Here is a 22,456-nt window from a genome sequence, read left to right as displayed (position 1 = left end):
TAGTTCACCGTTGACAATATAGATAGGCGGATTTCCACACAGGTCACGGCCCGCATGCTTGGCAACAGCTTCATTCACAAGATCGCAGTCTGCGCGGCGACGCTGTCCCGGTATTGGGGGAGAGCCTTGCTGGCCGTGCCTTTGCTGCTGGCGCTGGCCGGGCTGGTGCTGGCGGAGCTGAGTGCGGAGCGGGTGCAGCAGCTGTACGGCGTGCAGGCGCTGCGCGTTTACCGCGACTGGCAGCAACTGCTGTTGCAACTGCGTCGCGATAGCAATGAAATCAACCGCGTACAGAATGTAAATCAGTTCTTTAATCAGAAATTGAAGTACGTTGAAGATCCGGATTTGTGGCGGCAGGCGGACTACTGGGCGACGCCGCTGGAAAGCATGGCCAAGGGCGCCGGCGACTGCGAGGATTTTGCGCTGGCCAAGTACTTCACCCTGCGCGAGCTGGGCGTGGCGCCGCAGAAACTGCGCATGATCTATGTCCGCGCCCGTATCGGCGGCCCGGCCAGCACCATCACCCAGGCACACATGGTGCTGGCATACTATGCCGAGCCGACCGCCGAGCCGCTGGTGCTGGACAACCTGATTTCCAGCATCAAGCCGGCCTCGCAGCGCAGCGACTTGCAGCCGGTGTTCAGCTTCAACGCCGACGGCATCTGGGTCGGCGCTGGCGCGGCCCCCAATTCCAGTGTCGACCGGCTGACCCGCTGGCGACAGTTGATCGACAAAATGAAGGCCGAAGGCTTTATTACCTGAAAGCGGCACCGATGAAACGCGTTTCCCTGATTCAACAGCTCTGGTTCCTGGTCGTGGCGGCGGTGGTGCTGGCGGCGGCGGGCAGCCTGACCGCCAACCTGTTCAACGCCCGCAACTATCTGCAGCAACAGCTGGCGGCGCAGAGTGCCGATGCGGCCAACTCGCTGGCGCTGTTGATCACCCAGAACCAGGCCGACCCGGCGATGGGCGAGACGCTGATCAACGCCGCCTTCGACCAGGGCCACTTCCGCCGCATCTCCTGGGTCGGCGCCGACGGCAAGCCACGGGTACAGCGCGTCAACGCCTACCAGTCCGGCAGCGCGCCGGCGTGGTTCCGCAACATCTTCACCCTGGCGCCGACGCCGGCGCGGGCGATGGTCAGCAGCGGCTGGATGCAGGCCGGCACCATCGAGGTGGAGAGCGAGGCCGGCTACGCTTACGCCTCGCTGTGGGAAGGCGCGCTGCAGGTGTCGTTCTGGGTGCTGATCGCCGGGCTGGTGGTGGGCGCCATCGGCTCCTTCGGCGTCAATACCATCCGCAACCAGCTGCTGGGCGTGGTCAATCAGGCCAAGGCGATTACCCAGCGCCGCTTCATCACCATTCCCGAGCCGCCGGGCCCGGAAATGGGGCGGCTGGCACAGGCGATGAATGCGATGGTGACCCGCGTCAAGATGATGTTCGAAGAGGAGGCCGCACGGCTGGAAGTGCTGCGTCGCCAGGTCAACTTCGACAGCGTCACCGGGCTGGCCAACCGCCAGTTCTTCATGGGCCGTCTCGGTGCCGACCTGCAGGAGCGCGAAGACGAGAGCAGCGTGCTGCTGCTGATGCGCATCGAGGCGCTGGCCGACATCAACAGCAAGCTGGGTCGGCCGCTGACCGATGAAATGCTGGGCCAGTTCGGTGCCGTGCTGCGCGACACGCAGCGTTTCGGTGTCGACAGCCAGGCGGCGCGCCTCAACGGCGCCGATTTCGCGCTGCTGCTACCGGCGAGCCAGGCCGAGGCCGCCAGCCTGCAGCAGCTGCACGACGAGCTGCACGCGCTGCTGAGCAGCTTTGCCGCGCAGCCGGTCGCGCTGGCGATGGCGGCAACCGACTTGCGCGACGGCGACACCGTGCGCGACATCATGTCGCGGCTCGACCAGGCGCTGGCGCAGTCCGAGTTTGCCGCCGGCGTGCGCATCGAGATGGCCGGCAGCAACGTCGACAAGCCGCCGGCGCCGACCGCGGAAGTGTGGGGCGGCATTCTCGATCAGGCGCTGCAGGGCGACGGCTTGCGCCTGGTGCGCTTCGCGGTGCGTGACCGTCAGGGCGCGCTGCTGCACGAGGAAGCACCGCTGCGTCTGCGTCAGGGCGAGGTGTGGCTGCCGGCCGGCCAGTTCATGCCGATGGCGATTCGTACCCGGCGCGTGGCGGGGCTGGATCTGGCTGCGGTGGCGATGGCGCTGCGGCAGCTGGCGGCAGAGCCGGACTGTCCCGGCATCGCCGTCAACCTGGCCGCGGAATCGCTGGCCAGCGAGGACTTCCTGCGCCAGCTGGTGGCGCAGATCCGCGAGCACGGCCACAGCGCCACGCGGCTGTGGCTGGAAATGCCGGAGGCCGGCATCCTGCCGCGCTTCGATGCGTTCCGTGCGCTGTGCTTGGCGCTGGCCGAGCTGCCGTGCAAGCTGGGCATCGAGCACTTTGGCCGCCAGTTCAGCCTGATCGGGCAGCTGCACGACCTGGGCATCGACTACCTGAAGGTCGACGGCAGCTTCGTGCAGGATATCCAGCAGCACGCCGGCAACCAGGTGTTCCTGAAAGGGGTGTGCAATATCGCGCACAATATCGGCCTCGGCGTGATCGCCGAAGGGGTGAAGCAGGAGCAGGAGCAGCAGATGCTGTTCGAGTTGGGCTTTGACGGAGTTACCGGTCCGGCGGTCCGCTGACGGCTGACCATCGCGGCCGCAGCGCTGCGTCTGTCGGCAGGCATGCGGCAAGGTTGGCCGCAACGTCCGGCGACCGGGTTTTCACCGGTATCCCATGAAAAACGCCGCCCGATTGGGCGGCGTTGTGCATTGCGTCGCGTGGCATTGTCGGGTCCGGCTTGCTGGATGCCGGCGATCAGCTACACCGGCCCGCTGACGGCCGACCGCCGCATCAGTCGTGCATCGCCGGTCAGCAGGCTCGCAACAAGGTTGGCCGCATACCCGCGGCCAGGTTTTCACCGGCACCCCATGAAAAACGCCGCCCGATTGGGCGGCGTTGTGTATTGCCATGGTGCGGTGTTGCCGGGTCAGGCCTGCTGGATACCGGCGATCAGCCACTTGGCGCTGTTGCTGTCGGCCTTCACGTAGTGCCACACCTCGCTGAACGGTACCGGTGCGGTGCCGACGCTTTCGCTGACGGTGCCGCTGAAGCGGACGCTGGCGATCATGCGGCCGCCTTCGTTGACGGCTTCGATCACGGTGCAGTCCAGCTGCGGGAAGTCGGCCGCTTCGCTGTTGCTGCTGATGTCGTCACGCAGCGCGTTGAACAGCTCCGGCGTCATGTACTTGCGCACTTCTTCCAGGCTCTCCGCCGAGTTCAGGTTCTGCAGGTGCAGGAAGGTGGCCTTGGCCTGGCGCAGGAAGTGCGGGATCTCGGTGCCGTCCGGCAGACGCTGCAGGCTGGCCGGTGGCGGTGTCAGCCCGCTGCCGCCTTGCGGTTGCATGCCGGAGCCGATCGGTGGAATGGCACCGTTGGGGCCGGCGGCGGCCGGTTCGAAGCGGCTGGCAGTCGGTACCGACATCGGACGTGGTGCCTGCTGGCGCTGGCGGGCGGCGCGGTTGCGCAGGAAGGACAGCAGCGCGAGACCGCCGAGGCCGCCGGCGAGGATGCCCAGCCACGGGAAGTCGCCATCGCCGCCAAAGGCGGAGCTCAGCATGTAACCGGCAGCGGCGCCAACGGCGCCGGCGGCCAGCATGCCACCGATGCCGGAGCCTTTTTGCTGGCCGGCTGCGGCTGGCGCCATCGGCGCGGCAGGCTGGGCCGGTGCGGCGCTAGGCTGCTGGTAGCTTTGTGTCGGGGTCGAGCGCTGCATGCCGGCGCTGCGACCCTTGCCCAGCCGTGCGGCTTCGGCAAGCGGGGCAGCAAGGATGCTGATGAGGGAGAGGGCCAGAAGGGCGGTCTTCGCTCGGGATGTCATGGTGTCAATCTCCAATGTAAGCGGCACTTATAAGTTCTTGCGTGTAGCGCCGGACACAGTTCGACAAAGGGTCGAAGTGATTAGTTCGGGGCCAGTGGCGTTATTTCAAGCACCGTCACCTGTCCGCCGGCGATGCTGAAGGCGATGTTGCAGTCCGCCAGCCGCATGCCGTAGCGCCGCTGCGGATCGTTCTGGTAGGCCGGGCGCGGGTCCTGCGCCAGCACTTCCTCGATCAGCTGCGGCAGCCACGCCGGGGCCTGCGGCCAGGCTTGCAGTTGTGCCCGCGCCGTGGCGCTCCAGCACACCGCCAGCTGCGGCGGCGGGCCGTCGACGAAGCCGCCGCGGGCGTCGGGCTTGGCCTCCACGAATGGGATGTAGGGCTTGATGTCCAGCACAGGCGTGCCGTCGAGCAGGTCGGCGCCGCTCAGCTGCAGCGTGACGCCGTGGCGGGTGTCGATGCCCTGCAGCGCCACCAGCGACAGGCCGAGGCCGTTGGGACGGTGCGTGGCACGGCTGGCAAACACGCCGACCTTGCTGTTGCCGCCCAGCCGCGGCGGCCGTACCAGCGGCTGCCAGCCGCGCGCCAGCGTGTCGTGGAACACGAAGGTCAGCCACACGTGGGAGAAGTCTTCCAGCCCGCGCACGCAGTCGGGCTGGTTGTAGGGCGGCAGCAATTCCAGCGTGACCGGGGCGGACGGGGCCAGCGCCGGCTGGCGCGGGATGCCGAACTTTTCCTGGTACGGCGAGCGGATGATGCCGACGGGGGTGACCGAATATTCCATCCCGCGATTGTAACAGCGCGGTCAAGGTTGGCCGCAGCGGCTTGCGGCCAACCTTGCGCCACGCCTCAGCCGGCGGCGAAGTGCTTCTGGTGGCGCAGGTCGAGGCGGTTCATCGGCAGCAGCATGAAGAAATCGGCGCAGTTGAAGTCCGGATCCCACGCCGGTTCGCCGCACACCCAGGCACCGGCGCGCAAATAGCCCTTGATCAGCGGTGGCAGCGGCGCCGGCGCGGCGTCGTCCTGCACCCGGTGCAGTGGCAGCGCCAGGTGCGGCGTCACCCGCCACTCCACCGGTGCCAGATGTTTGCCCTCCAGCTGGCGATAGAGGCTGACCGCCTGATGGCCGCCGTCGGCGAGGCTGACGCTGGCGCAACCGGCGAGATACTGGCCGCCCTGCTGCCGCACGTAGTCGGCGAGACCAGCCCACAGCATGGCGATCACCGCGCCGCGGCGGTAATCCTTGTGCACGCAGGAGCGGCCGACCTCGATCACGTGGTCGCGGATGCCGGCCAGCCGTGACAGCTCGAATTCGTGCTCGGAATACAGTTGCGGCAGCTGCCGCGCCCTGTGCGGCGGCAGCATGCGGTAGGTGCCGACCACCTTGCCGCTGGCGTTGTCCTCCACCAGCAGGTGGTCGCAGAAGGCGTCGTAGTCGTCGCGGTCGATGCCTTCGGCGGCGGAGGCCAGCTGCGCGCCCATCTCGGTGGCAAACACCTGATAGCGCAGCTTCTGCGCGCGGCGGATGTCCTTGTCGCTGCGCGCCAATCGCACGCTCAGCCGGGCGGCGGTGCTGACCGCCAGTTGTTCGCTCAATTGCATACTGCATTCCTGTGCAGGGTCGATGGCTGCATGCTAAACGGCGATTCTGACAGCGCCGTGTCCAGTCCATGAACGGCGGGTGACCGGGCGATGAAACCCTGATGACAGTCAGGGTGATGAAAATCAACGGCTTAGCCGCGGTGGCGGATTTCGGTTACAATGTCCGGTTCTTTCCATAGCCGGGCAGGTGCTGCCGGTTGCGGCCAACCTTGATACGGTGGCGGCACGGCGGCAATGGCTCACGGTCTTATTTAGCAGGCGGGCATTTCATGATTTATCCGACGACCTTTGACGTGATCGTGGTGGGCGGCGGCCATGCCGGTACCGAAGCCGCGCTGGCGGCCGCGCGCATGGGCTGCAACACCTTGCTGCTGACCCACAATATCGAGACGCTGGGGCAGATGTCGTGCAACCCGTCGATCGGCGGCATCGGCAAGGGTCATCTGGTAAAAGAAGTGGACGCGCTCGGCGGCGCCATGGCGCTGGCCACCGACATCGGCGGCATCCAGTTCCGCACCCTCAACGCCTCCAAGGGTCCGGCAGTGCGCGCCACCCGCGCCCAGGCCGACCGCGTGCTGTATAAGGCGGCGATCCGCGAGATGCTGGAAAGCCAGCCCAACCTGACGCTGTTCCAGCAGCCGGTGGACGACCTCTTGATCGAGGGTGACCGCGTCGCCGGCGCCATCACCGCCATCGGCATCACCTTCCGCGGCAAGAGCGTGGTGCTCACCGCCGGCACCTTCCTGTCCGGCAAGATCCACGTCGGGCTGGAAAACTACAGCGGCGGTCGCGCCGGCGATGCCGCGGCATCGACGCTGGGCGAACGCCTGCGCGAGCTGAGCCTGCCGGTCGGGCGCCTGAAGACCGGCACCCCGCCGCGCATCGACGGCCGCAGCATCGATTTCAGCGTGATGGAAGCGCAGCCGGGCGATACCCCGGAGCCGGTGTTCTCCTACCGCGGCAGCCGCGCGATGCACCCGAAGCAGCTGCCATGCTGGATCACCCACACCAACGAGCGCACCCACGACATCATCCGCAGCGGTTTCGAGCGCAGCCCGATGTTCACCGGCGTGATCGAAGGCGTCGGCCCGCGCTACTGTCCGTCGATCGAGGACAAGATCAACCGCTTCGCGGACAAGGACAGCCACCAGATCTTCCTGGAGCCGGAAGGCCTGACCACGCACGAATACTATCCGAACGGGATTTCCACCAGCCTGCCGTTCGACATCCAGCTGGCGGCGGTGCGCTCCATTCCCGGTCTGGAAAACGCGCACATCCTGCGCCCCGGCTACGCCATCGAGTACGACTACTTCGACCCGCGCGGCCTGAAGTCGACACTGGAAACCAAGGCCATCCATGGCCTGTTCTTCGCCGGCCAGATCAACGGCACCACCGGCTATGAAGAAGCGGCGGCGCAGGGCCTGCTCGCCGGCCTCAACGCCGGCCTCTTTGCTCGCGAACAGGCCGGCTGGTGTCCGCGCCGCGACGAGGCCTACCTCGGCGTGCTGGTCGACGATCTGTCCACCATGGGCGTGTCCGAGCCGTACCGCATGTTCACCAGCCGCGCCGAATTCCGTCTGCAGCTACGTGAAGACAACGCCGACCTGCGCCTGACCGAGCTTGGCCGCAAGCTGGGGCTGGTCGGTGACGCGCAGTGGGAGGCGTTCTGCCGCAAGCGCGACGCGGTGGAGGCGGAAAAGCAGCGGCTGACCACGCACTACGTGCACCCGGGCAAACTGCAGCCGGGCGAGGACGAGGCGATGTTCGGCCAGAAGCTGGCGCGCGAATACAGCCTGCACGACCTGCTGAAGCGCCCCAACGTCAACTATCGCCAGCTGATGACGCTGTCGCAGGCGGGGGAGGGCGTGGCGGACGAGGTGGTAGCGGAGCAGGTGGAGATCCAGGTCAAGTACCAGGGCTACATCGACCGCCAGAACGAGGAGGTGGCCAAGCGCGAGCAGCTCGACGACGTCAAGCTGCCGCTGGACATCGACTACGCGCTGGTGAAGGGGCTGTCGAAGGAAGTGTCGCAGAAACTCAACCAGCATCGCCCGGAGACGCTGGGCCAGGCCTCGCGCATTCAGGGCATCACCCCGGCGGCGATCGCGCTGCTGCTGGTGCACCTCAAGCGCGGCTTCAGCGACGCCCGTCACGGCGCCTGAGCGCCAAATTGCTGCACTGCGCTCCGGAGTGCCGACTTCGGGGCGCATTTGTTTTTGATACCCGTTACAATCGGGCTATTCGTTTCCAATCATTGCCCAACTTCATCATGACGCACCACGCAGAACTTACCCAAGGGTTGGCCGCAATCGGCCTGGAGCTGACGCCGGAGCAGATCACTCTGCTGGAGGGCTATCTGGGCCTGCTGGCCAAATGGAACCAGACCTACAACCTGACCGCCATCCGCGAGGAAGAGCGCATGGTTAGCTACCACCTGCTCGACAGCCTGACGCTGGTGCCGCATCTGGCCGGTGGCACGCGCCTGCTCGACGTCGGCTCCGGTGGCGGCATGCCCGGCATTCCGGCGGCGATCGCGCGTCCGGACCTGCAGGTGGTGGTGCTGGACGCCAACCACAAGAAAACCACCTTCCTGCGTCAGGCGGTGATCGAGTTGAAGCTGCCGAACGTGGAAGTGATCACCGACCGCGTCGAGGCCTACCAGCCGGCGCAGAAGTTCGACCGCATCACCAGTCGTGCCTTCTCCGAGCTGGCCGAGTTCGTCAAGCTGTCCAAGCACCTGCTGGCCGACGGCGGCCAGTTCGTGGCGATGAAGGGGGTGTACCCGTACGAAGAAATCGCGCAGCTGCCGGAAGACTTCGCGGTGTCCGAAGTGCTGCCGCTCTCCGTGCCCGGCCTGGATGCCGAGCGCCACCTCGTGCGCGTCGTCGCCAAATGACGGCACGCATCATCGCGGTCGCCAACCAGAAGGGCGGCGTCGGCAAAACCACCACCGTGGTCAACCTGGCGGCCAGCCTGGCCGAGCAGGGGCGGCGGGTGCTGATCGTCGATCTCGACCCGCAGGGCAATGCCACCATGGGCAGCGGCATCGACAAGAGCGCGCTGTCGCGCTCGGTCTATCACGTGCTGCTGGCCGAGCACGAGGTGGCCGAGGTGGTGCAGCCGGCGAAGCAGGGCGGCTACGATGTGTTGCCGGCCAATCGCGACCTGTCGGCGGCCGAGGTCGAGCTGATGCAGGAGCTGGCGCGCGAGGCGCGGCTGAAGAACGCGCTGGAGCAGGTGGCGGCCAACTACGACTACATCCTGATCGACAGCCCGCCGTCGCTGAACCTGCTGACGCTGAACGGGCTGGTGGCGGCGCAGGGCGTGCTGATCCCGATGGTGTGCGAATACTACGCGCTGGAAGGGCTTACCGACCTGGTCAACACCCTGCGCAAGGTGCGATTGGCGGTCAATCCGAAAATCGAGATCATGGGCCTGCTGCGCACCATGTTTGATGCCCGCAGCAACCTGTCGCAACAGGTGTCGGAACAGCTGGCGCGTCACTTCGGCGACAAGGTGTTCGATACCGTCATTCCGCGCAATATCCGCCTGGCGGAGGCGCCCAGTCACGGCCTGCCGGCACTGATCTACGATCGCAACGCCCGCGGTGCCCAGGCTTACATCGCCCTCGCGGCGGAGCTGACTGCCCGTCTCGAACCGCAAACAACCACAGCAGAACAATAAAGATGGCCAAACTCAAAGGACTGGGCCGCGGTCTTGACGCGCTGCTCTCCACTGTCGAATCCGTTGACGACCGCCTGACCGCGCTGGCGATCGAGCGCATCCGCCCCGGCAAGTACCAGCCGCGCAGCCAGATCGACGACGCCGCACTGGAAGAGCTGGCGGCCTCGATTCGCGCCCAGGGCGTGATCCAGCCGGTGGTGGTGCGCGAGGTCGGCCTCGGCGACTACGAGCTGATCGCCGGTGAGCGCCGCTGGCGTGCCAGTCGCAAGGCCGGTTTGGCCGAGATTCCGGCGGTAATCCGCAGTGTTTCCGACGAAGCGGCGCTGGCGATGGGGCTGATCGAGAACATCCAGCGTCAGGAGCTGGACCCGATCGAGGAGGCACGTGGCCTGAAGCGGCTGATCGACGAGTTCGCCCTCACCCACGAGGCTGCCGCCGAGGCGGTCGGCCGTTCGCGCAGCGCGGTCAGCAACCTGCTGCGGCTGCTGGCGTTGCCGGAGCCGGTGCAGCAGATGCTGCACGATGGTCGCCTGGAAATGGGGCATGCCCGGGCACTGTTGCCGCTGCCGGTGCTGGAACAGATCAGCCTGGCGCAGCAGATTGCCGCCGACGGCCTCACCGTGCGCGAAGTGGAACAAAAAGCGCAACAGCAGGATGGCAAGGTTGGCCGCAAGCCAACCGCGCCGGCACGGCAGGATGCCGACGTGCGCCGGCTGGCGGAAACGCTGTCCGAACAGCTGGGCATGAGCGTCAGTTTGCGCAATGCGGCGCGTGGTAACGGCAAGCTGATCATCGAATATGCAAATCTGGATGAACTTGACCGGCTGCTGGAAAAACTGCAAGCAAAATCAAAGTTGTGAGCCGGCTTTTGGTCATAAACAGCGGAACGAAGCAAAGTTGACGCTTTCGTCACGTCAAGCCTATAATCGTCCGATTTTTTACGATTCAGACATGATTAATCCAGACGCCAAACGCGTAGTCCGCATTCAGCTCAGACTGACGCTGCTTGCCATGCTGGTTGGCTTGGTGGTTGCCGAAGCGCCGCTGAATGCCGCCATGTCTGTGTTGTTGGGTGGCCTGTGCGCCATCATTCCGGCCCTGGTGTACATCCGCATCACCGGAGCCGTGCAGCGTGGCGATCCGGCGGCCATCATGCGCAGCCATTACCGCGCAGCCGCGGCAAAATTTATACTGACACTGCTCCTATTTGGTGGTGTGCTTTTGTTTTTCAAGGATTTATCGGTGCCGGGATTGTTTGGTGGCTTCATCGCTGCCACTTCCGCGTACTGGTTCGGGCTTCTGATCAAAAATTGAGACCAAAGCAATGGCAAGCAACGCAACTGAATATATCCAGCATCACCTGACGTTCTGGAAGTCATCGCACGAAGGCGGCTTCTGGACCCTGCACCTCGATACCTTCTCGGTATCGCTGATCCTCGGCTTCATTTTCCTGGCCGTGTTTGCCTCCGTGGCACGCAACGCCAAGATGGAAAACCCGGGTCGCTTGCAGATGTTCGTCGAAACCATCGTCGAGATGGTCGACACCCAGGTAAAAGAGATTTTCCATGCCAAGAGCAAAGTCATCGCCCCGCTGGCGCTGACCATCTTCTGCTGGATTTTCCTGATGAACACCATGGACTTGCTGCCGGTTGACCTGCTGCCGATGGTGGCACAGTGGATCGGTCACACCTTCTTCGGTGCCGACCCGGCTCACGTTTACCTGCGCGTGGTACCGTCCGCCGACGTGAACGCCACTTTCGCGATGTCGCTGTCGGTGATGCTGTGCATCATCGGTTTCTCCATCGCCGCCAAGGGTCTGGGTGGCTGGACCAAGGAACTGTTCACCGCGCCGTTCCATGCCGAAGGTCTGGTGATGACCATCATCCTGGCCCCGGTCAACTTCGCGTTCCAGCTGGTTGAACTGGCCGCCAAGCCGATCTCTCTCGCGCTTCGTTTGTTCGGTAACATGTATTCCGGCGAACTGATCTTCATCCTGATTGCACTGCTGCCAGTGGCGTTCCAGTGGATTCTGGGCGCGCCATGGGCGATCTTCCACATCTTGGTGATCACCCTGCAGGCCTTCGTGTTCATGATGCTGACCATCGTGTATCTCAGCCTCGCGGTCGAGAAGCACTGATTTAACGATTTTCTTAGTACCTTTTTTCAAACCATCCTTGCACTTAGTCTTTAGGAGATTTAAATGGAAGCTCTCGTTTCTCAGATCCAGTCGATGACCGCTCTGGCCGCAGCCCTGATCATTGGTCTTGGCGCGATTGGTACTGCCCTGGGTTTTGCCATCCTCGGCGGTAAGTTTCTGGAATCGTCCGCTCGTCAACCTGAGCTGATCCCTGTTCTGCAAACCAAACTGTTCATTATCGCCGGTCTGCTTGACGCGATCTCCATGATCGGTGTGGGTGTTGCCATGCTGTATACCTTCAACAACCCGTTCCTGACCGCAGCTATCGCTGCTGTTAAAGCTGGCGCTTAATTTTTAACGCAAGCGGTTGTTGTCGTAACCCCACTGGAGGAAAACAAGCGTGGAATTCAATGCAACACTACTAGGCCAGGCGATCACGTTCGCTATCCTGGTATGGTTCACCATGAAGTTTGTTTGGCCTCCGCTTACCAACATGATGGACGAGCGTGCCAAGCGTATTGCTGATGGCTTGGCCGCTGCAGAGCGTGGCAAACAGGATCTGGAAGCAGCCGAAAAGCGCGTTGCTGACGAACTTCGTCAGGCAAAACAACAAGCTACCGAGCTGATCCTGGCCGCTGAAAAGCGTGCCAACCAGATCGTGGATGAAGCCAAGGACGCAGCTCGCACCGAAGGTGCAAAGCTGGTGGCGGACGCGAAGGCTCAAATCGATCAGGAAGTTTTGCGTGCCAAGGAGTCGCTGCGTGAGCAGGTTGCCTCCCTGGCCGTGAGCGGCGCGGAAAAGATCCTGCGCAAAGAGATCGATGCAGCCAAGCACGCTGATCTGTTAGCTTCCATCAAAGCGGAGTTTTAAACAACTCATGGCAGAACTTATTACCGTAGCAAGGCCCTATGCCGAAGCGGTATACAGCCTGGCCGCCGAGCAGCAGTCGCAGGCCAAATGGTCTGAAGCGCTCGCGTGGCTGGCTGCCATGGTGACAAACCCGGACGTGGCCCAGGTGGTCACCAACCCGAAACATACCGCGCAAGAGGTTGAGGCGCTGTTGTTGGACGTGTTGGGTGAACGTGGCAGTGATGACATCAAGCAGTTTGTTGTCACCCTCATCGAAAACCGCCGTCTGACATTGTTACCGGAAATTGCTGGCCAGTTTGAACAGCTCCGAGCCAAGTCCGAGGGAGTCGTCGACGCAGTTGTCGAATCGGCTTTCCCGCTGACCGAAGCTCAGCAAACCGATCTGATCGCCGCGCTTACCAAGAAGTATGGCAAGACCGTACGAATTGAAGTGCGCGAAGCTGCCGAGCTTATCGGCGGCGTACGCATTTTGATCGGTGATGACGTGATTGACGCGTCTGTGAGCGGCAAACTGCACGCAATGGCGGCAAGCCTCAAGAATTAGGAGAGATCATGCAGTTGAACCCCTCTGAAATCAGTGACCTGATCAAGGCGAAGATTCAGAACCTGTCCGAAGGTGTAGAGACGCGTACCAAAGGTACCGTGATCTCCGTAACCGACGGTATCGTTCGTATCCATGGCCTGGCAGACGTGATGCAGGGTGAGATGCTCGAGTTCTCGGGCAACACCTTTGGCCTGGCCATGAACCTGGAGCGTGACTCCGTTGGTGCCGTGATCCTGGGCGAGTACGAGCACATCTCCGAAGGTCAGGAAGTTAAATGTACCGGTCGCATTCTGGAAGTGCCGGTAGGTCCTGAGCTGGTTGGCCGCGTGGTAAACGCGCTGGGTCAGCCGATCGACGGTAAAGGTCCGATCAACGCGACCAAATCCTCCCCGATCGAAAAGATTGCTCCGGGCGTGATTGCCCGTCAGTCCGTTTCGCAGCCTATGCAAACCGGCCTGAAGTCGATCGACTCCATGGTGCCGGTTGGCCGTGGTCAGCGTGAGCTGATCATTGGCGACCGTCAGACAGGCAAGACCGCTGTCGCACTGGACGCGATCGTTAACCAGAAAGGCACCGGCGTTGTCTGCATCTACGTAGCCGTAGGTCAGAAAGCATCGTCGATCGCCAACGTGGTTCGCAAACTGGAAGAACACGGCGCGCTGGCCCACACCATCGTGGTTGCCGCGACCGCTTCCGAAGCTGCTGCGCTGCAGTTCATTGCCCCGTACTCCGGTTGCGCAATGGGCGAATACTTCCGCGACATCGGTGAAGATGCGCTGATCGTATACGATGACCTGTCGAAACAGGCCGTTGCCTACCGTCAGATCTCGCTGCTGCTGCGTCGTCCACCGGGCCGTGAAGCCTATCCTGGCGACGTATTCTACCTGCACTCCCGTCTGCTGGAACGCTCTTCCCGCATCAACGAGGACGAGGTAGAGAAGCTGACTGGTGGCGCCGTCAAAGGCAAAACCGGCTCGCTGACCGCGCTGCCGATCATCGAAACCCAGGCTGGCGACGTTTCCGCCTTCGTTCCGACCAACGTGATTTCGATTACCGACGGTCAGATCTTCCTGGAAACCGACCTGTTCAACGCCGGTATCCGTCCTGCGATCAACGCCGGTATCTCGGTGTCGCGCGTGGGTGGTGCAGCTCAGACCAAAGTCATCAAGAAGCTGGGCGGTGGTATTCGTCTGGCCCTGGCCCAGTATCGCGAACTGGCTGCGTTCTCGCAGTTTGCTTCCGACCTGGACGAAGCAACCCGCAAGCAGCTGCAGCACGGTGAAGTGGTTACCGAACTGATGAAGCAGAAGCAGTTCTCGACCCTGTCGACCGCCGAAATGGCGCTGACACTGTGGTCGGTGAACAAGGGTTACTACGAAGACGTGCCGGTGAAGAGCGCGTTGGCTTTCGAAGCCGCCTTCCTGGCCTATGTTCGCGCCAACCATGCTGACGTACTGGCTGCAACGGATGCGAGCGGTGACCTGTCTGCCGACAACGAAAAAGTACTGGCCTCGGCGATCGCGTCGTTCAAGGCTGGCTACAGTTTCTAAACTGAGTCTTTCGGACAACCTCGAGTTAAAGAAAGGTTCGGGATATGGCAGTCGGTAAAGAGATTCTCACCAAGATCCGAAGCGTGCAGAACACGCAGAAGATCACCCGCGCTATGCAAATGGTGTCAACCTCCAAGATGCGCAAAACGCAAGAGCGTATGCGCGCTGCCCGTCCTTACGCCGAGAAGGTGCGTTCTGTTATGGCGCACCTGGCTTCGGCCAACACGGATCTGGAGCACCCACTGCTTGCACGTCGTGACGTTATCAAGCGTGCTGGTATTCTGTTGATCACTTCGGACAAAGGCCTTTGCGGTGGCTTGAACGCCAATACCCTGAAGCGCTTTTATGCCAAAGTCAGCGAACTGCAAGCGCAAGATGTCGCAGTTGACGTCTGCGCCATCGGCCAGAAAGGCCTTGCAGCATGCCAGCGTGCCAAACTGAACGTTGTGGCAAGTGCGGTTCAGCTGGGCGATGTGCCCAAGCTGGAAAAATTGATCGGCCCGCTTACAGTACTGCTGAAACAGTATGCTGAAGGCGAACTGGATGCGGTTTATATCGTGTATTCCCGTTTCATCAACACGATGAAGCAGGAGCCAGCCTTGGAACAACTGTTGCCGTTGACCGACGAGCATATGGTATCGGAGCACACCCATTCGTGGGACTACCTCTACGAGCCGAATGCCACTGACGTGATGGAGTTCCTGGTGAAGCGTTATCTGGAGTCCGTGGTGTACCAGTCCGTGGCGGAAAACATTGCTTCCGAGCAAGCCGCCCGTATGGTCGCCATGAAGGCTGCAACCGATAACGCGGGTAATGCGATCAAGCAACTGCGTCTTGTGTATAACAAGTCGCGTCAGGCAGCAATTACCAAAGAGCTGTCCGAGATCGTGTCTGGTGCCGCTGCGGTATAACCGTCGCAGGACTGTAAAAGTTTATTGAGTTAGGAACCGATAATGAGCCAAGGCAAAATCGTACAAATCATTGGCCCGGTGGTTGACGTGGAATTCCCACGCGACGCCATGCCAAAGATTTATGATGCCCTGAAGCTGGTTGACGCAGATCTGACGCTTGAAGTCCAGCAGCAGCTGGGCGACGGCGTCGTGCGTACCATCGCGATGGGTAGCTCTGACGGCCTGAAGCGTGGCATGGCGATCACCAATACCGGCGCACCGATTTCGGTACCGGTTGGCGCTGCCACCCTCGGTCGTATCATGGATGTACTGGGCAATCCGGTTGACGAAGCAGGTCCGGTGGCTAGCGAATCCGTTCGCGCCATTCACCAGACTGCGCCGAAGTTCGACGAACTGTCCTCCGCTACTGAACTGCTGGAAACTGGCATCAAGGTTATTGACCTGCTGTGCCCGTTTGCCAAAGGCGGTAAGGTGGGTCTGTTCGGTGGTGCCGGTGTCGGCAAGACCGTTAACATGATGGAACTGATCAACAACATTGCCAAGGCACACTCGGGTCTGTCCGTGTTTGCCGGCGTTGGTGAGCGCACTCGTGAAGGTAACGACTTCTACCACGAGATGAAAGACTCCAACGTTCTGGACAAAGTGGCAATGGTGTACGGCCAGATGAACGAGCCGCCAGGCAACCGTCTGCGCGTAGCGCTGACCGGTCTGACCATGGCCGAGCATTTCCGCGACGAGAAGGACGAAAACGGCAAGGGCCGCGACGTGCTGTTCTTCGTGGACAACATCTACCGTTACACACTGGCCGGTACCGAAGTATCCGCACTGCTGGGCCGTATGCCTTCCGCAGTGGGTTACCAGCCGACGCTGGCCGAAGAAATGGGCCGTCTGCAAGAACGTATTACTTCGACCAAGGATGGTTCGATTACCTCCATCCAGGCCGTTTACGTTCCAGCCGATGACTTGACCGACCCGTCTCCTGCCACAACGTTTGCCCACCTGGACGCAACCGTGGTGCTGTCGCGTGACATCGCTTCCCTTGGTATCTACCCTGCGGTAGACCCACTGGATTCGACTTCCCGCCAGCTGGATCCGCTGGTTGTTGGCGACGAGCACTACAGCGTTGCCCGCGGCGTGCAGACTACCCTGCAGAAGTACAAGGAACTGCGTGACATTATCGCGATTCTGGGTATGGACGAACTGTCTGAAGAAGACAAGCTCACCGTATACCGTGCGCGTAAGATCCAGCGTTTCCTGTCCCAGCCGTTCCACGTGGCAGAAGTGTTTACCGGTTCGCCGGGCAAATACGTTCCGCTGAAGGAAACGATCAAGGGCTTCAAGGCAATTATCAGCGGCGAGTACGACCATCTGCCGGAACAAGCGTTCTACATGGTCGGCTCCATCGACGAAGCTGTCGAGAAAGCCAAGACCCTTTAATCAAGGAGAGGGCTAATGGCCAAGATGCATGTGGAAGTGGTCAGTACCGAACAGCAGATCTACTCTGGTGAAGCCGAATTTCTGGTGGCACCGGCTCAGGAAGGCGAGATCGGTATCTATCCACGTCACGTGCCGCTGTTGACCCGTATCAAGCCAGGCCTGTTGCGTTTGACAGTGCCTGGTTCCAAGGAAGAAGTACTGGTGGCGGTGTCGGGTGGCATGATGGAAGTGCAACCTAACCACATCACGGTTCTTGCGGATACGGCGATTCGCGGTGAGGATCTCGACGAAGCGCGTGCGGCAGAAGCCAAGCGTACTGCTGAGGATGCCCTCAAGCATGCGGCCAGTGATCAAGACACGGCAAAAGCACAAGCTGCTCTGGCTTCTGCGATTGCCCAGCTCAAGGCACTGGAGTATCTGCGCAAGCGCGTGCACTAAGCGCGTCAGCGTTTGCTGTATAGTTCAGGCTGTCACTCCGGTGACAGCCTTTTTCATTTCTGGATAGACAGGCATACTCGCCGCCTGGCTATTGTCATTATCTGGACTGTTGCATGGACTCTCTCAGCGTTGTCATTCTGGCTGCCGGCAAAGGCAAGCGTATGTACTCGGCCTTGCCCAAGGTATTGCACCCGATCGGCGGACAGCCGATGCTGGCGCGCGTGATCGCGACTGCCCGCCAGCTGCAGCCGGCCAAGATCGTGGTGGTGTACGGTCACGGCGGCGAGCAGGTGCGCGAGCAAATCCAGGATCCGGATATCGCCTGGGCGCTGCAGGCCGAGCAGCTGGGCACCGGCCACGCGCTGAAGATGGCGCTGCCGCACCTGCCCAAGGTTGGCCGCACGCTGGTGCTGTACGGCGACGTGCCGCTGACCACGCTGGCGACCCTGCAGCAGTTGCTGGCGGCGGCGGAGCAGGGCATGGCGCTGCTGGTCGATGTGCTGCCGGATGCCAGCGGTTACGGCCGCATCGTGCGCAACGAGGTGGGCGAGATCGTCGCCATCGTGGAAGACAAGGATTGCAGCGCGGCGCAGAAGGCGATCCGCGAAATCAATACCGGCATGCTGGTGCTGCCCAACGAGCGCCTCGACGGCTGGCTCGGCGCGCTGAAGAACGGCAATGCACAAGGCGAATACTACCTGACCGATGTCATCGGTCTGGCGGTGGCCGATGGTCTGGCGGTGCCCGGCGTCACCGTGGCCGCCTCGTGGGAGGCCGCCGGCGTCAACAACAAGTGGCAGCTGGCCGAGCTGGAGCGTCAGCTACAGCTGAACCAGGCGCGGGCACTGCTCACCGCTGGCGTTACCCTTGCCGATCCGGCACGCATCGACGTACGCGGCGAACTGCAGCATGGCCAGGACGTCAGCATTGACGTCGGCTGCGTGTTCGAAGGCCAGGTAAGCCTGGGTGATAATGTGCAGATCGGCGCCTACTGTGTGCTGAAGAATGTCCGCATCGCGGCCGGCAGCCGCATTGCGCCGTACTCGCACCTGGAAGACGCGGAGGTGGGCGAGGGCTGCCGCATCGGGCCGTATGCGCGGCTGCGCCCGGGTGCAAGGTTGGCGGCACACGTGCACGTCGGCAACTTTGTCGAGATCAAGAAGAGCACTATCGGTATCGGTTCCAAGGTCAATCACCTGAGCTATATCGGTGATGCCGAGGTCGGCAGCAAGGTCAATATCGGTGCCGGCTCGGTGACCTGCAACTACGACGGCGTCAACAAGTACCGCACCGTGATCGGTGATCACGTCTTTGTCGGTTCCGGCACGCTGATGGTGGCGCCGGTGACGCTGGAAGAGGGCGCCACCATCGGCGCCGGCTCGGTGCTCACCAAGACCGCGCCCGCCGGCCAGCTCACCGTGGCGCGCGCCAAGCAGCTGACGGTACCGGGCTGGCAGCGTCCGCAGAAGCTCAAGTAAGCCTCCGCGCACTGCACGCCGAAACCGCCACCGCCACGCTGCCGTGGCGGTTTTTTCATGCGCCGCCACCGCAAGGTTGGCCGCAGGCCTGTCAGCCTTCAGGGGGCTCAGTCAAACAAGGCATCAAGATGACAGCTGCCCTGTTTTCGCCCCTGCACGCTGGCAATGTGCAGACGGTGCTGACCATTTTGTGCATGGTAGCTGGCCAGCAGCGAGACCGTGATCACCTCATTCGGCCTTGTGTTCTGCAGAGCCAGCAATGCTTCGACACCGCTAGCCTCGCCATTGCTATCGCGCAGCAGATAACGGCTTTTGGCTGTGTCACAGCGCTTTAACACCCACTCACTGCCGTTTTTTTCCAGCGTGCCGGTAAACAGATCGACCGCTTGGGTTTCGGCATGGGCTGATAGGCTCAGCAACAGACTGGTCATGACCAACCAGGTTTTCATCACGCTATTCCTTTCTTCACGGTGGCGGCCAACTTTCCACCTTTCATCATGTGGCGATGCGAACTATGCCAAACGATAGGTTGCGCGGCAAACCGCTTGCCTGCATTTCCGGTTCATATAGCTTGCTGGGCATGAGGCTGACGGTGCAGATACGCTTACAGACTTGCGGCACAGATTTTGCACTGCTATCATCAGAAAACTTTTGAAACGAAACTTAATCTGATGAAGCGAAACACCCAGCAGCGTCGTCACGCGATTGTGGCCCTGGTGCAGGAATACGGTGAAGTCAGCGTCGATGACCTGACCCGCCGTTTTGACACCTCCGAAGTCACCATCCGCAAGGATCTTGCGCTGCTGGAAACCAGCGGGCTGTTGCTGCGCCGCTATGGTGGTGCGGTGGCCTTGCCAGCCGAGATCGTGAGCGCCGATGCCGAAAAAGTTTCGCAACGAAAGATGGCGATTGCCCGCGCCGCAGCCGAGCGCATCCGTGACCACAATCGCATCATCATTGACAGCGGTAGCACCACCTGCGCCGTCATCCCGCTACTGGCGCCGAAGCAGGGCCTCGTCGTGATGACCAACTCGCTGAATGTGGCCGCCGCACTACGCGAACTCGAAAACGAGCCGACCCTGCTGATGACCGGTGGCACCTGGGACCCGCATTCCGAATCGTTCCAGGGCCAGGTGGCCGAGCAGGTGCTGCGCTCCTACGACTTTGACCAGCTGTTTGTCGGTGCCGACGGCATCGATCTCGAACGCGGCACCACCACCTTTCACGAGCTGGTCGGTCTGTCGCGCGTGATGGCCGAATCGGCACGCGAAGTGATCGTCATGGCCGAGTCTGACAAGGTTGGCCGCAAGATTCCGAATCTCGAGCTGCCGTGGCCGCAGATTCACACCCTGATTACCGATGACGGCCTCAGCGATGCGGCCCGTACCCAGATTGCCGCGCGCGGCGTGCAGGTGATCTGCGCCGCCGTCGGCGAAACGCCAAGGAGAAAATGAATGTGTGGCATTGTTGGCGCGATTGCTTCGCGCGATATCGTTCCGGTACTGGTCGAGGGCCTGAAGCGCCTCGAGTATCGCGGTTATGACTCTTCCGGCATCGCCGTGCACGCCGGCAGCGACATCACCCGCGTGCGCCGCGTTGGCCGCGTGGCGGAAATGGAAGCCGCGGCCGTGGCGGACAATGTGCACGGCGAGCTGGGCATCGGCCACACCCGCTGGGCTACCCACGGCGGCGTGACCGAATACAACGCCCACCCGCACGTGTCGCACGGCCTGATCGCCGTGGTACACAACGGCATCATCGAGAATCACGAACAGAAGCGCGCCGAGCTGAAAGCCGCCGGCTACGTCTTCGAATCGCAGACCGACACCGAGGTGATCGCCCACCTGGTGCACCAGTATTACCTGGTAGAAAAAGACCTGTTCCGTGCCGTGCACAAGGCCACCCGCGAGCTGACCGGCGCCTACGCCATCGGCGTCATCGCGCTGGACCGTCCGGACGAACTGGTATGCGCGCGCATGGGCTGCCCGCTGCTGGTCGGCCTCGGCGACGGCGAAAACTTCATCGCCTCCGACGTCTCTGCCATCCTGTCCGCCACCCGCCGCGTGATCTTCCTGGAAGAGGGCGACATCGGCCGCCTGACCCGCGATGGCGTGACGCTGATCGACAAGGACGACCAGCCAGTGGAACGCAAGGTGCACGTCTCCGACGTGTCGCTGGCCTCGCTGGAGCTGGGCCCGTACAGCCACTTCATGCAGAAGGAAATCCACGAGCAGCCGAAAGCGCTGTCCGACACCATCGAGGCGATTCTTGACGACGGTTTCAGTGCCGAACTGTTCGGTGCCGCTGCGGCCAACGTGCTGCCAACGCTGACCGGCGTGAAAATCCTCGCCTGCGGCACCAGCTACTACGCCGGCCTGACCGCCAAGTACTGGATCGAGAGCATCGCCGGTGTGGTGTGCGACGTGGAAATCGCCAGCGAATACCGCTACCGCGATGCCTTCGCCGACCCGCAGCACCTGGTGGTGACCATCTCGCAGTCCGGCGAGACGCTGGACACCATGGAAGCGCTGAAATACGCCAAGTCGCTGGGACACCGCCACGCGCTGTCGATCTGCAACGTGCGCGAATCGGCCATCCCGCGCGCCTCCGACCTGGTGTTCTACACCCGCGCCGGCGCCGAAATCGGTGTCGCCTCCACCAAGGCGTTCACCACCCAGCTGGTCAGCCTGTTCGCGCTGGCGGTAACGCTGGGCAAGGTGCGCGGCCGCGTAACGGCCGAGCAGGAAGCGCAGTATCTGGCCGAATTGCGCCACCTGCCGGGCAGCGTGCAGCACGCGCTGAACCTGGAGCCGCAGATCACCGCGTGGTCGGCGCAGTTTGCCGCCAAAAACGATGCGCTGTTCCTCGGCCGCGGCCTGCACTACCCGATCGCGCTGGAAGGCGCGCTGAAGCTGAAGGAAATCTCCTACATCCACGCTGAAGCCTACCCGGCCGGCGAGCTGAAGCACGGCCCGCTGGCGCTGGTGGACGAGAACATGCCGGTGGTGGTGATCGCTCCCAACGACGCGCTGCTGGAGAAGGTGAAGTCCAACATGCAGGAAGTGCGCGCCCGCGGCGGCGAGCTGTTCGTATTCGCCGATGCCGACAGCCACTTCAGCGACTCCGACGGCGTACACGTGATCCGCACCCCGCGCCACGTCGGCGTGCTCAGCCCGATCGTGCACTCCATTCCGGTACAGCTGCTGGCCTACCACGTGGCGCTGACGCGCGGTACCGACGTGGATAAACCACGTAACCTGGCAAAATCGGTCACCGTGGAATAAAGGTTGGCCGCAGGTTTGACTAGAGCAAATAAAGTCTGTCGGATCCGAATAAAGTTCGTCGGAATCTGACCAAAGAGAAGGGGCCGTTGGCCCCTTTTACTTTTCAGGTTGGCGGGTGTGCTAGTCACCGGGCGTGAGCTCATGTGGGGTGAGCGCTTTTCGGTCATTGCAGCCATTCTTGGATAAGCAACCATTAGTCCACTAGTAGGCTAAAATATGTCATCAAAAGCTCGCAAACGTTTTGAAAAGTAGAGAAAATTTATACTTCAATAGATCACACAAGGCAATGTGAGATGAAGGCACAAGAATTTCTCGTCTTGACTCAAGCAAATCAGTCGGCCTGTTATCATCGACCTACCTAAACCCTTGACTCCCCCTGCCACCCACCATGGATGTCTTCCACCTTGTCATCGACACGAGCATGCTGCGCAAGCTTCATTTCCAACATCCTGACTTTGCACGCCTTCTGCTTCAGTCCCAGATGGGCAAGCTCAAGATATACATCCCGCGCATTGCCCTCGAGGAGGAACGGACTGCCCAGATTGCAAAACACATGAAGGCTGTCGAAGAGATGAGGGTGACGTTCGACAAGCTGCA

At 62.1% G+C, this 22,456-nt stretch carries 23 protein-coding genes; 19 read left to right on the top strand and 4 right to left on the bottom strand.

The genetic code is table 11. The features are described from left to right. The first annotated feature begins 135 nt into the window (after positions 1-135). Positions 136-762 (top strand): transglutaminase-like cysteine peptidase, encoded by a 627-nt coding sequence (locus tag ACG97_RS15100; protein ID WP_238377365.1) that lies wholly within the window; start codon positions 136-138, stop codon positions 760-762. Positions 763-773: 11 nt separating this feature from the next. Continuing rightward, entirely contained in the window at positions 774-2,687 is a 1,914-nt protein-coding gene (locus tag ACG97_RS15095) for an EAL domain-containing protein (RefSeq protein ID WP_047968203.1), read from the top strand. Between the two features lie 347 nt (positions 2,688-3,034). Here the strand turns inward: ACG97_RS15095 and ACG97_RS15090 are convergent, their stop codons facing one another. The 3 genes from ACG97_RS15090 to ACG97_RS15080 form a co-directional block, all read right to left on the bottom strand. Continuing rightward, positions 3,035-3,925, bottom strand: coding sequence for a Tim44 domain-containing protein (locus tag ACG97_RS15090; protein WP_047968202.1), 891 nt, complete (start codon positions 3,923-3,925; stop codon positions 3,035-3,037). An 80-nt stretch (positions 3,926-4,005) separates the two neighbouring features. Continuing rightward, the gene (gene tsaA / locus ACG97_RS15085; protein ID WP_047968201.1) at positions 4,006-4,707 is read right to left on the bottom strand and encodes a tRNA (N6-threonylcarbamoyladenosine(37)-N6)-methyltransferase TrmO; all 702 of its coding nucleotides are present in this window, start codon (positions 4,705-4,707) and stop codon (positions 4,006-4,008) included. Positions 4,708-4,772: 65 nt separating this feature from the next. Further along, positions 4,773-5,525: a GNAT family N-acetyltransferase gene (locus ACG97_RS15080; protein ID WP_047968200.1), complete on the bottom strand. Its 753-nt coding sequence runs from the start codon at positions 5,523-5,525 to the stop codon at positions 4,773-4,775. 269 nt (positions 5,526-5,794) lie between these two features. On the opposite strand from ACG97_RS15080, the gene mnmG reads away from it, so the two are divergent. The 14 genes from mnmG (at position 5,795) to glmU (ending at position 18,575) form a co-directional block, all read left to right on the top strand. Further along, positions 5,795-7,687 carry a tRNA uridine-5-carboxymethylaminomethyl(34) synthesis enzyme MnmG gene (gene mnmG, locus ACG97_RS15075; protein ID WP_047968199.1) on the top strand — a complete coding sequence of 631 codons (1,893 nt, stop codon included), beginning with the start codon at positions 5,795-5,797 and terminating at the stop codon, positions 7,685-7,687. A gap of 107 nt (positions 7,688-7,794) precedes the next feature. Continuing rightward, positions 7,795-8,421: a 16S rRNA (guanine(527)-N(7))-methyltransferase RsmG gene (gene rsmG, locus ACG97_RS15070; RefSeq protein WP_047968214.1), complete on the top strand. Its 627-nt coding sequence runs from the start codon at positions 7,795-7,797 to the stop codon at positions 8,419-8,421. Further along, positions 8,418-9,209, top strand: coding sequence for a ParA family protein (locus ACG97_RS15065; RefSeq protein WP_047968198.1), 792 nt, complete (start codon positions 8,418-8,420; stop codon positions 9,207-9,209). The genes rsmG and ACG97_RS15065 overlap by 4 nt, the downstream gene beginning before the upstream one ends. Before the next feature lie 2 nt (positions 9,210-9,211). After that, the gene (locus tag ACG97_RS15060; RefSeq protein WP_047968197.1) at positions 9,212-10,069 is read left to right on the top strand and encodes a ParB/RepB/Spo0J family partition protein; all 858 of its coding nucleotides are present in this window, start codon (positions 9,212-9,214) and stop codon (positions 10,067-10,069) included. Further along, the gene (locus ACG97_RS15055) at positions 10,020-10,523 is read left to right on the top strand and encodes an ATP synthase subunit I (protein ID WP_238377362.1); all 504 of its coding nucleotides are present in this window, start codon (positions 10,020-10,022) and stop codon (positions 10,521-10,523) included. Before ACG97_RS15060 ends, ACG97_RS15055 begins: the two co-directional genes overlap by 50 nt. Positions 10,524-10,533: 10 nt before the next feature. Further along, the gene (atpB, locus tag ACG97_RS15050) at positions 10,534-11,346 is read left to right on the top strand and encodes a F0F1 ATP synthase subunit A (RefSeq protein ID WP_047968195.1); all 813 of its coding nucleotides are present in this window, start codon (positions 10,534-10,536) and stop codon (positions 11,344-11,346) included. A 63-nt stretch (positions 11,347-11,409) separates the two neighbouring features. Then, positions 11,410-11,697 (top strand): F0F1 ATP synthase subunit C, encoded by a 288-nt coding sequence (atpE, locus tag ACG97_RS15045; RefSeq protein ID WP_047968194.1) that lies wholly within the window; start codon positions 11,410-11,412, stop codon positions 11,695-11,697. Between the two features lie 49 nt (positions 11,698-11,746). Next, a complete protein-coding gene (locus ACG97_RS15040; protein ID WP_047968193.1) occupies positions 11,747-12,217 on the top strand; it encodes a F0F1 ATP synthase subunit B in 471 nt (156 codons plus the stop codon). A 7-nt stretch (positions 12,218-12,224) separates the two neighbouring features. Beyond that, positions 12,225-12,761 (top strand): F0F1 ATP synthase subunit delta, encoded by a 537-nt coding sequence (locus ACG97_RS15035; RefSeq protein ID WP_047968192.1) that lies wholly within the window; start codon positions 12,225-12,227, stop codon positions 12,759-12,761. An 8-nt stretch (positions 12,762-12,769) separates the two neighbouring features. Then, positions 12,770-14,311, top strand: a complete 1,542-nt coding sequence (gene atpA / locus ACG97_RS15030; RefSeq protein WP_047968191.1) for a F0F1 ATP synthase subunit alpha — start codon at positions 12,770-12,772, stop codon at positions 14,309-14,311. Between the two features lie 44 nt (positions 14,312-14,355). Then, the gene (gene atpG / locus ACG97_RS15025; protein WP_047968190.1) at positions 14,356-15,222 is read left to right on the top strand and encodes a F0F1 ATP synthase subunit gamma; all 867 of its coding nucleotides are present in this window, start codon (positions 14,356-14,358) and stop codon (positions 15,220-15,222) included. A 42-nt stretch (positions 15,223-15,264) separates the two neighbouring features. Beyond that, complete coding sequence (gene atpD, locus ACG97_RS15020) at positions 15,265-16,659, top strand: F0F1 ATP synthase subunit beta (protein ID WP_047968189.1); 1,395 nt, start codon at positions 15,265-15,267, stop codon at positions 16,657-16,659. A gap of 15 nt (positions 16,660-16,674) precedes the next feature. Continuing rightward, positions 16,675-17,097, top strand: a complete 423-nt coding sequence (locus ACG97_RS15015) for a F0F1 ATP synthase subunit epsilon (protein ID WP_047968188.1) — start codon at positions 16,675-16,677, stop codon at positions 17,095-17,097. Between the two features lie 113 nt (positions 17,098-17,210). Beyond that, entirely contained in the window at positions 17,211-18,575 is a 1,365-nt protein-coding gene (gene glmU / locus ACG97_RS15010; RefSeq protein ID WP_047968187.1) for a bifunctional UDP-N-acetylglucosamine diphosphorylase/glucosamine-1-phosphate N-acetyltransferase GlmU, read from the top strand. A gap of 107 nt (positions 18,576-18,682) precedes the next feature. Here glmU and ACG97_RS15005 read toward each other — a convergent pair whose 3' ends face one another. Then, positions 18,683-19,024, bottom strand: coding sequence for a hypothetical protein (locus ACG97_RS15005; RefSeq protein ID WP_047968186.1), 342 nt, complete (start codon positions 19,022-19,024; stop codon positions 18,683-18,685). A gap of 222 nt (positions 19,025-19,246) precedes the next feature. Between ACG97_RS15005 and ACG97_RS15000 the strand changes: the two genes are divergently transcribed. From ACG97_RS15000 to ACG97_RS14990, 3 genes are all read left to right on the top strand, one after another. Next, positions 19,247-20,029, top strand: coding sequence for a DeoR family transcriptional regulator (locus ACG97_RS15000; protein ID WP_238377361.1), 783 nt, complete (start codon positions 19,247-19,249; stop codon positions 20,027-20,029). Further along, positions 20,030-21,859: a glutamine--fructose-6-phosphate transaminase (isomerizing) gene (gene glmS, locus ACG97_RS14995; RefSeq protein WP_047968185.1), complete on the top strand. Its 1,830-nt coding sequence runs from the start codon at positions 20,030-20,032 to the stop codon at positions 21,857-21,859. Positions 21,860-22,247: 388 nt separating this feature from the next. Beyond that, positions 22,248-22,456: hypothetical protein (locus tag ACG97_RS14990; RefSeq protein WP_047968184.1), on the top strand; the 209-nt coding region annotated here is incomplete at its 3' end.

Origin of the sequence: Vogesella sp. EB (assembly GCF_001037925.1) — a bacterium.
Taxonomy (GTDB): Bacteria; Pseudomonadota; Gammaproteobacteria; order Burkholderiales; family Chromobacteriaceae; genus Vogesella; species Vogesella indigofera.
This window is presented reverse-complemented; position numbering and strand designations above follow the sequence as displayed.

Excerpts from the sequence above, each read along its gene's own strand:
- ACG97_RS15095 (WP_047968203.1), top strand. The coding sequence starts at position 774 with ATGAAACGCGTTTCCCTGATTCAACAGCTCTGGTTCCTGGTCGTGGCG.
- ACG97_RS15090 (WP_047968202.1), bottom strand. The coding sequence starts at position 3,925 with ATGACATCCCGAGCGAAGACCGCCCTTCTGGCCCTCTCCCTCATCAGC.
- tsaA (WP_047968201.1), bottom strand. The coding sequence starts at position 4,707 with ATGGAATATTCGGTCACCCCCGTCGGCATCATCCGCTCGCCGTACCAG.
- ACG97_RS15080 (WP_047968200.1), bottom strand. The coding sequence starts at position 5,525 with ATGCAATTGAGCGAACAACTGGCGGTCAGCACCGCCGCCCGGCTGAGC.
- mnmG (WP_047968199.1), top strand. The coding sequence starts at position 5,795 with ATGATTTATCCGACGACCTTTGACGTGATCGTGGTGGGCGGCGGCCAT.
- rsmG (WP_047968214.1), top strand. The coding sequence starts at position 7,795 with ATGACGCACCACGCAGAACTTACCCAAGGGTTGGCCGCAATCGGCCTG.
- ACG97_RS15065 (WP_047968198.1), top strand. The coding sequence starts at position 8,418 with ATGACGGCACGCATCATCGCGGTCGCCAACCAGAAGGGCGGCGTCGGC.
- ACG97_RS15060 (WP_047968197.1), top strand. The coding sequence starts at position 9,212 with ATGGCCAAACTCAAAGGACTGGGCCGCGGTCTTGACGCGCTGCTCTCC.
- ACG97_RS15055 (WP_238377362.1), top strand. The coding sequence starts at position 10,020 with ATGAACTTGACCGGCTGCTGGAAAAACTGCAAGCAAAATCAAAGTTGT.
- atpB (WP_047968195.1), top strand. The coding sequence starts at position 10,534 with ATGGCAAGCAACGCAACTGAATATATCCAGCATCACCTGACGTTCTGG.
- atpE (WP_047968194.1), top strand. The coding sequence starts at position 11,410 with ATGGAAGCTCTCGTTTCTCAGATCCAGTCGATGACCGCTCTGGCCGCA.
- ACG97_RS15035 (WP_047968192.1), top strand. The coding sequence starts at position 12,225 with ATGGCAGAACTTATTACCGTAGCAAGGCCCTATGCCGAAGCGGTATAC.
- atpA (WP_047968191.1), top strand. The coding sequence starts at position 12,770 with ATGCAGTTGAACCCCTCTGAAATCAGTGACCTGATCAAGGCGAAGATT.
- atpG (WP_047968190.1), top strand. The coding sequence starts at position 14,356 with ATGGCAGTCGGTAAAGAGATTCTCACCAAGATCCGAAGCGTGCAGAAC.
- atpD (WP_047968189.1), top strand. The coding sequence starts at position 15,265 with ATGAGCCAAGGCAAAATCGTACAAATCATTGGCCCGGTGGTTGACGTG.
- ACG97_RS15015 (WP_047968188.1), top strand. The coding sequence starts at position 16,675 with ATGGCCAAGATGCATGTGGAAGTGGTCAGTACCGAACAGCAGATCTAC.
- glmU (WP_047968187.1), top strand. The coding sequence starts at position 17,211 with ATGGACTCTCTCAGCGTTGTCATTCTGGCTGCCGGCAAAGGCAAGCGT.
- ACG97_RS15005 (WP_047968186.1), bottom strand. The coding sequence starts at position 19,024 with ATGAAAACCTGGTTGGTCATGACCAGTCTGTTGCTGAGCCTATCAGCC.
- ACG97_RS15000 (WP_238377361.1), top strand. The coding sequence starts at position 19,247 with ATGAAGCGAAACACCCAGCAGCGTCGTCACGCGATTGTGGCCCTGGTG.
- glmS (WP_047968185.1), top strand. The coding sequence starts at position 20,030 with ATGTGTGGCATTGTTGGCGCGATTGCTTCGCGCGATATCGTTCCGGTA.